The organism is Mycobacterium sp. (assembly GCF_049585075.1).
Classification (GTDB): domain Bacteria; phylum Actinomycetota; class Actinomycetes; order Mycobacteriales; family Mycobacteriaceae; genus Mycobacterium.
In genome coordinates, this window is sequence record NZ_JBAUZA010000093.1 from 1 (window position 1) to 6,456 (window position 6,456).

Annotated in this window: 7 protein-coding genes; all 7 read right to left on the reverse strand. The window is 65.0% G+C overall.

Annotation, left to right across the window (positions count from 1 at the left end):
* Positions 1–990 (reverse strand): pyruvate kinase (pyk, locus tag WB785_RS04280; RefSeq protein ID WP_424077448.1); only part of this gene is annotated, 990 nt, incomplete at its 3' end.
* A gap of 50 nt (positions 991–1,040) precedes the next feature.
* Positions 1,041–1,430: a DUF2752 domain-containing protein gene (locus WB785_RS04285; protein WP_424077453.1), complete on the reverse strand. Its 390-nt coding sequence runs from the start codon at positions 1,428–1,430 to the stop codon at positions 1,041–1,043.
* Between the two features lie 66 nt (positions 1,431–1,496).
* A complete protein-coding gene (locus WB785_RS04290) occupies positions 1,497–2,939 on the reverse strand; it encodes a prolipoprotein diacylglyceryl transferase (protein ID WP_424077449.1) in 1,443 nt (480 codons plus the stop codon).
* The gene (gene trpA / locus WB785_RS04295) at positions 2,936–3,751 is read right to left on the reverse strand and encodes a tryptophan synthase subunit alpha (protein ID WP_424077454.1); all 816 of its coding nucleotides are present in this window, start codon (positions 3,749–3,751) and stop codon (positions 2,936–2,938) included. Before trpA ends, WB785_RS04290 begins: the two co-directional genes overlap by 4 nt.
* Entirely contained in the window at positions 3,748–5,013 is a 1,266-nt protein-coding gene (trpB, locus tag WB785_RS04300; protein ID WP_424077450.1) for a tryptophan synthase subunit beta, read from the reverse strand. Before trpB ends, trpA begins: the two co-directional genes overlap by 4 nt.
* A gap of 52 nt (positions 5,014–5,065) precedes the next feature.
* Entirely contained in the window at positions 5,066–5,884 is an 819-nt protein-coding gene (gene trpC / locus WB785_RS04305) for an indole-3-glycerol phosphate synthase TrpC (protein ID WP_424077451.1), read from the reverse strand.
* 101 nt (positions 5,885–5,985) lie between these two features.
* On the reverse strand, positions 5,986–6,456 hold a 471-nt coding region (locus tag WB785_RS04310), incomplete at its 5' end, for a TIGR02234 family membrane protein (protein ID WP_424077452.1).

The window sequence follows — 6,456 nt, forward strand, 5'->3', positions numbered from 1 at the left end:
GATGATTCGGGCCATCGTCTGGACCGCTGCCAATGGATACTTGCCGACCGACGTCTCGCCGGACAACATCACCGCGTCGGCGCCATCGAGCACGGCGTTGGCGACGTCAGAGGCCTCGGCCCGCGTCGGCCGGGAGTTCTCGATCATCGATTCCAGCATCTGGGTCGCCACGATGACGGGTTTTGCGTTCTCCCTTGCCATTTGGATGGCCCGCTTCTGCACCAGCGGAACCTCTTCGAGCGGCAGCTCGACACCCAGATCACCGCGGGCGACCATGACAGCATCGAAGGCCAGCACAACTGCTTCGAGGTTGTCGATTGCTTCGGGCTTCTCGAGTTTGGCGATGACGGGTACCCGGCGGCCGACCCGATCCATCACCTCGTGGACCAGCTCGACATCGGATGGCGAGCGCACGAACGACAGCGCCACCATGTCAACACCTAGGTGCAGCGCGAACTCGAGATCTTCGACGTCCTTAGTGGACAACGCGGGCGCCGACACCCTCATCCCGGGCAGCGACATTCCCTTGTTGTTGCTGACCGGTCCGGCCTCGGTAACGGTGCACACCACGTCGTCGCCGTCGATGTCCTCGACGACCAAGCCGACGTTGCCGTCGTCGACCAGAACGCGGTCGCCGGGTACGGCATCTTGGGCCAAATGCTTGTAGGTGGTCGAAACACGGTCGTGGTTGCCTGGGCAATCGGCGACGGTGATCCGCACGGTTTCGCCGTCGGCCCAGTAGGTCGGCCCTTCAGCGAAGCGGCCGAGCCTGATCTTCGGGCCCTGCAGGTCGCCAAGCACGCCGACAGCGCGGCCGGTGGCGTCAGAGGCGGCCCGCACCCGGTCGTAGGCAGCTTTGTGATCGCTGTAGTCACCGTGGCTGAAGTTCATTCTGGCGACGTCCATTCCGGCTTCGACCAGCGCTCTGACTGATTCGTCAGTGCTGGTGGCCGGACCGAGAGTACAGACGATCTTGCCGCGTCTCGCCACGACAAAACAGCATAGTCGCGCTACTTGATCGATACTGATCCGGCAGCTGGCTAACTGGTGAGTAACGTCGGAACCAACGGGAATCCCGGCAGATTACGCAGCACCGTCCACGCCAGCATCGCGATAACGACAGTCGCCACCACCGGTAGTGGTGACAGAGATTTTCCAGAGCGACGGCGCAGCACAAACCAGCCGGCCAAGACCGGGATGCCGACCAGCACAAAGACGTTGTCGGTGATCGCCGCGGCCAAGTCGGCGTGCAAGACGTCGTGGATCATCCGCAGGCCTCCGCAGGCGGGGCAATTCCACCCTGTGAGCAGGCGAAACGGGCAAAGGGGAAAGATTGAGTCGGGCTTATGCGGGTCCACCAGACCGATGTAACCCACCGCACCTGCCAGAAGCGCACCCGAACCTAACGCGGCGTACATCCGCGCGGGCATCCGCGTCGCGCCATGCTCAGCCGGATTGGTCACGTCTTTCAGCATGCCAGTCGTGGTACGCCGCGACTAGCGGCGACGCAACCGGGAACTAAACCCTCTCAGCCGTCGTCGGACAGACAGGCCTGAGAGGCGATCGAGTAGGTCGGCTTCGGGCATTGGCTCCTTGGCCGTTGCGGCCTTGTCGTCGGCCGATTCAGCCGCCTCTTCCACGTCTTCGGGCTTCTCCGGCTCGGCGTCCTCTTCGGAGCTTTCGGTCACCTCTGCCTCGGGGGCGTCGGCCTCCGCGGCGTCGGCCTCGGCTTCAGCCTCGGCGGACGGCTCCTCCTCAGCCTTCTCCGTTTCGGCTTCGGCCGCGACGTCGTCCGACTCGTCAGCCGCGGCCGGCTCAGGCGTTTCGGTCACCTCGGCCTCGAGGGCATCGACCTCTGCGGCATCTTCCTCCACGGCGACCGCTTCAGCCTCGGCGCTTTCAGCCTCGGCGCCGGGCTTGTCTCCGGTCGTCACGGCGGTTATGTCGACCGCCGTCTCTACGGTTGCGGGCTCGCTAGCTGGCTCGTCAATTGCGGTGGTGACAACGTCCGCGGACTTCGACGACTCGGTTGTGGCCTCGTCCATCGAGTCCGGTACCAGTCGGTCAGCGGCCGATGCACTCAGCGTCGCCGGATCCTCTCGGCCCTTGGGAGCCAGGATCAGATACACCACCGCGCCGATGAAGACGAACATCGATGTGAAGGAGTTGATCCGGATTCCGGCGATATGGGTGGCGGCGTCGTCACGCAACAGCTCGATGCCAAAACGGCCGATGCAGTAGCCGGCGACATAAAGCGCGAAAAGCCGACCATGCCCGATCGTGAAACGCCGATCCAGATAAATCAGAACGGCGAATATCACTAGATTCCAGAGCAATTCGTAAAGGAACGTCGGTTGCACAACCATCGCGAGCTGCCCGGTCGACGCCCCGTCAAGCGAATGCACATCGACGAATCCCGCCGGGTCACGCCGATAGAAGATTTCCAGCCCCCACGGCATCGTGGTCTCGCGGCCGAAGAGCTCCTGGTTGAAGTAGTTCCCCAGCCGCCCGATCGCCTGCGCGAGAACGATGCCGGGGGCTATCGCGTCGCCGAAGGCGGGAAGTGGAATGCCGCGCCGGCGGCAGGCGATCCACGCACCCACTGCGCCCAAAGCAACCGCACCCCAGATGCCCAAGCCGCCGTCCCAAATACGCAGCGCTGCGCTGACTCCCGCGCCACCCTCACCGAAATACGTCCGCCAATCAGTTGCCAGGTGGTAGAGCCGCCCGCCGATAAGGCCGAATGGCACTGCCCACAAAGCGATGTCATAAATCACGCCGCGCTCGCCGCCGCGGGCCTCCCAGCGTCGATCACCGATCAGCAACGCGGCGACGATGCCGATGATGATGAACAACGCGTACGCGCGGATGGGCACCGGTCCGAGGTGCCACACTCCGCGCGGCGGACTGGGGAAATAGGCGATGACAGTCGTCGTCATAAGTCGGAGATCCTTTGACGTACACCGGCGGCCAGTTCCTCTGTCAGCGCCCTTAACGTTGGTATACCCGCAGTCAGCGCAGTGACCAGTGCCGAACCCACGATGACACCGTCGGCATAGCCCGCGATTTGAGCCGCCTGTTCGCGCGATCGCACGCCCAGGCCAACACCGACAGGAATGTCAGAAACGGCCTTGACCCGCCCCACCAATTCAGGCGCCGCCTGCGACACCGCATCGCGGGCACCGGTGACACCCATGGTCGACGCCGCGTAAACGAATCCGCGCGACGCCTGGACAGTCGCCGCCAACCGCTGCGGCGTCGACGACGGCGCAACTAAGAAGATCCGGTCTAACTGGTAGCGATCCGACGCCGCCAACCACTCGTCAGCCTCATCGGGGATCAGGTCCGGCGTAATCAATCCGTGCCCGCCGGCCGCGGCGAGGTCTCGCGCGAAAGCTTCAATCCCATAGCGCAACACTGGATTCCAGTAGGTCATCACGACGGCACGGCCGCCGGATGCGGTGATTGCCTCGACGGCGGTCAGGGTATCCCGAACGCGTACACCCCCACGTAGCGCAACCTCTGACGCCGTCGCGATGGTGGGGCCGTCCATACCCGGGTCCGAGTAGGGCACGCCGACTTCGATGAGGTCGCACCCTGATTCGATCAACGCTGTCATTCCATCGATCGACGTCTGCACATCGGGGTACCCGGTCGGCAGGTAGCCGATCAGCGCCGCGCGGTGATCGTGCCGACATGACCCGAAAAGCTCTGTCAGATTGTGTGTTTCGCTCTGCTCGACGATCATTATCGGCCATCGCCGTCCGAGAGTAAGCCGAACCACTTCGCGGCGGTCTCGACATCTTTATCGCCGCGGCCGGACAGGTTCACCACTATGACCGCCCCGCTGCCCATCTCGACGCCCAATTTGACGGCGCCGGCCACCGCGTGCGCCGATTCGATTGCAGGGATGATGCCTTCGGTCCGGCACAGCAACCGAAACGCATCCATCGCCTCGCTGTCGGTGATCGGCCGGTATTCGGCGCGACCGGTGTCTCGCAGCCAGGCGTGTTCGGGACCCACGCCCGGATAATCCAGGCCCGCCGAAATCGAATGCGATTCGATGGTCTGCCCGTCCTCGTCCTGCAGCAGGAAAGAGAAGGATCCCTGGAAGGCACCCGGGGACCCGCCGGTGAATGTGGCGGCGTGGCGGCCGGTCTCAACACCGTCGCCGGCAGCTTCGAAGCCGACCAGTCGAACGGCGGGATCGTCGAGGAACGCGTGGAAGATTCCGATGGCGTTGGACCCTCCGCCGACGCAAGCGGTGACGGCGTCGGGCAGTCGCCCGGCCTGGTCCTGAATCTGGACACGGGTCTCAAGGCCGATGACGCGCTGGAAGTCACGGACCATCGTCGGGAAGGGATGCGGCCCGGCGGCGGTGCCGAAACAGTAGTAGGTGTTCTCCGCGTTGGTGACCCAGTCGCGGAACGCCTCATTGATCGCGTCTTTGAGCGTCTGCGAGCCCGACTCGACCGAAACGACCTCCGCGCCCAGCAGTCTCATCCGCGCCACATTGAGGGCCTGACGCGCAGTGTCGACGGCGCCCATGTAGATGACGCAGTCCAAGCCGAGCAGCGCGCAGGCGGTTGCAGTGGCCACCCCGTGCTGGCCCGCACCGGTCTCAGCGATCACCCGGGTCTTGCCCATCTGCCGGGCGAGCAAGGCCTGACCCAACACATTGTTGATTTTGTGAGAGCCGGTGTGGTTCAAGTCTTCTCGTTTGAGGAATATCCGCGCCCCGCCGGCGTGCGCGCTGAGTCGAACGGCCTCGTAGAGCGGGGACGGCCGGCCGGTGTAGTGCACCTGCAACTTGTCGAGCTCGTCGAGGTAAGTCTGGTCGGTGCGCGCCTTTTCGTAGGCGGCGGTCACATCCTCGATCACCGCCATCAGCGCTTCGGCGACATACCGGCCGCCGTACACGCCGAAATGACCCCGGGAGTCGGGGTCGTGGTGAGTGGGCTCGGCGATCGCCGCGCTGGAAGGCGGAAGTTTCGGGCGCAAGATGTCTGCCATCACGAAGGCTCAACGCGCAAGCGGTGCATAGCGTTCAAACCTTTATGAATGCCTAGCGGGCCGGTTTCGGACACGAGGGGTGTTTGCCCGCGGTGACCAGGTCCGCGACGGCTGCGCGGGGATCGCCGCTGGTAACGAGGCCCTCACCAACCAGGACAGCGTCGGCACCAGCGCCGGCATAGGCCAGCAGGTCGGCGGTGCCACGCACCCCAGATTCGGCGATCCTGATCACGTCGCTGGGCAGCCCGGGCGCGATGCGCGCGAAGCAGTCTCGGTCCACTCTCAGCGTTCGCAAGTCGCGGGCGTTGACGCCGATCACACGCGCTCCTGCCTTCAACGCCCGGTCGGCTTCCTCCTCGGTGTGCACCTCGACCAGTGCGGTCATGCCCAACGACTCGATGCGCTCCAACATCGACTCCAGCACAGGCTGATCCAACGCCGCGACGATGAGCAGCAGCATGTCGGCACCATGAGCGCGGGCCTCGTGGATCTGATACGGCCCAACCACAAAGTCTTTGCGCAGCACCGGAACCGACACCGCTGCGCGCACCACGTCGAGATCCTCCAGCGAGCCATTGAAGCGTCGCTGTTCGGTCAGCACGCTGATGATTCGCGCGCCGCCGTCTTCGTAAGCGCGCGCCAACTTGGCCGGGTCGGAGATCGACGCGAGTTGTCCCGCCGACGGGCTGGCGCGCTTGACCTCCGCGATGACGCCGATACCGGGTTCGCGCAACGCCGCTAAGACGTCCAACGGCGCCGACATCGCCTCTGCGGCCGCCTTGATCTCGGACATGCTCACGACAGCCTCACGAGCGGCAACGTCGGCGCGGACTCCTTCGATGATGGAGTCGAGCACGCTTGCCGAACTCATGTCGGTCCTTTTCCCCTTTTGGCCCACGGCTGCCAGCAGAACAATGGCGTCCTTGGAAGGGTAGCGACCGTCGGCGCGCGGTTCGTCACCGACCCTCGCTGTCATGTTTCGTGTCGCGGATCGTCAGTCGGGTCATGGCCTTCGTCGAGGGCATCCCAAATCATTCGCTCCGAGATGATCTTCTCGTCGCCCTGCACCCGCGACCGGCGGGCCGCGGGCGTCACATATTTGGTGTCGGCACCGCGGGCCGAAGCCGCCGCCCGCATCAACAGCACGGCACCGAAAAGCGTGCACACCGCGGTGGCCAGGGTGATCACCGGTCCGGGGTAATGGCGCTGGCTGCCCACCAACCACAGCACCGGAGCGTGCGCGAGGTCCGCGGCCCGCACCGCCACGTCCGCGGTGACCAGCGTGCTGATCGCCAGGTAACCCGTCGCCAGGCTGACGACGGCCACCAGCATCGCGAGGATCCGCAGCGGCCAGCCGCGGACGGCCAGCGCGGCGACGGCGCTGGCGAGCAGCACCAGCGTTAACGGGACCAGGGCCGACGACCACGCCGCGCCGGACAGTGT

Coding starts and splice junctions, on each gene's coding strand:
- trpC (WP_424077451.1), bottom strand. CDS start 5,884: ATGAGTTCGGCAAGCGTGCTCGACTCCATCATCGAAGGAGTCCGCGCC.
- WB785_RS04290 (WP_424077449.1), bottom strand. CDS start 2,939: ATGACGACGACTGTCATCGCCTATTTCCCCAGTCCGCCGCGCGGAGTG.
- trpB (WP_424077450.1), bottom strand. CDS start 5,013: ATGGCAGACATCTTGCGCCCGAAACTTCCGCCTTCCAGCGCGGCGATC.
- WB785_RS04285 (WP_424077453.1), bottom strand. CDS start 1,430: ATGCCCGCGCGGATGTACGCCGCGTTAGGTTCGGGTGCGCTTCTGGCA.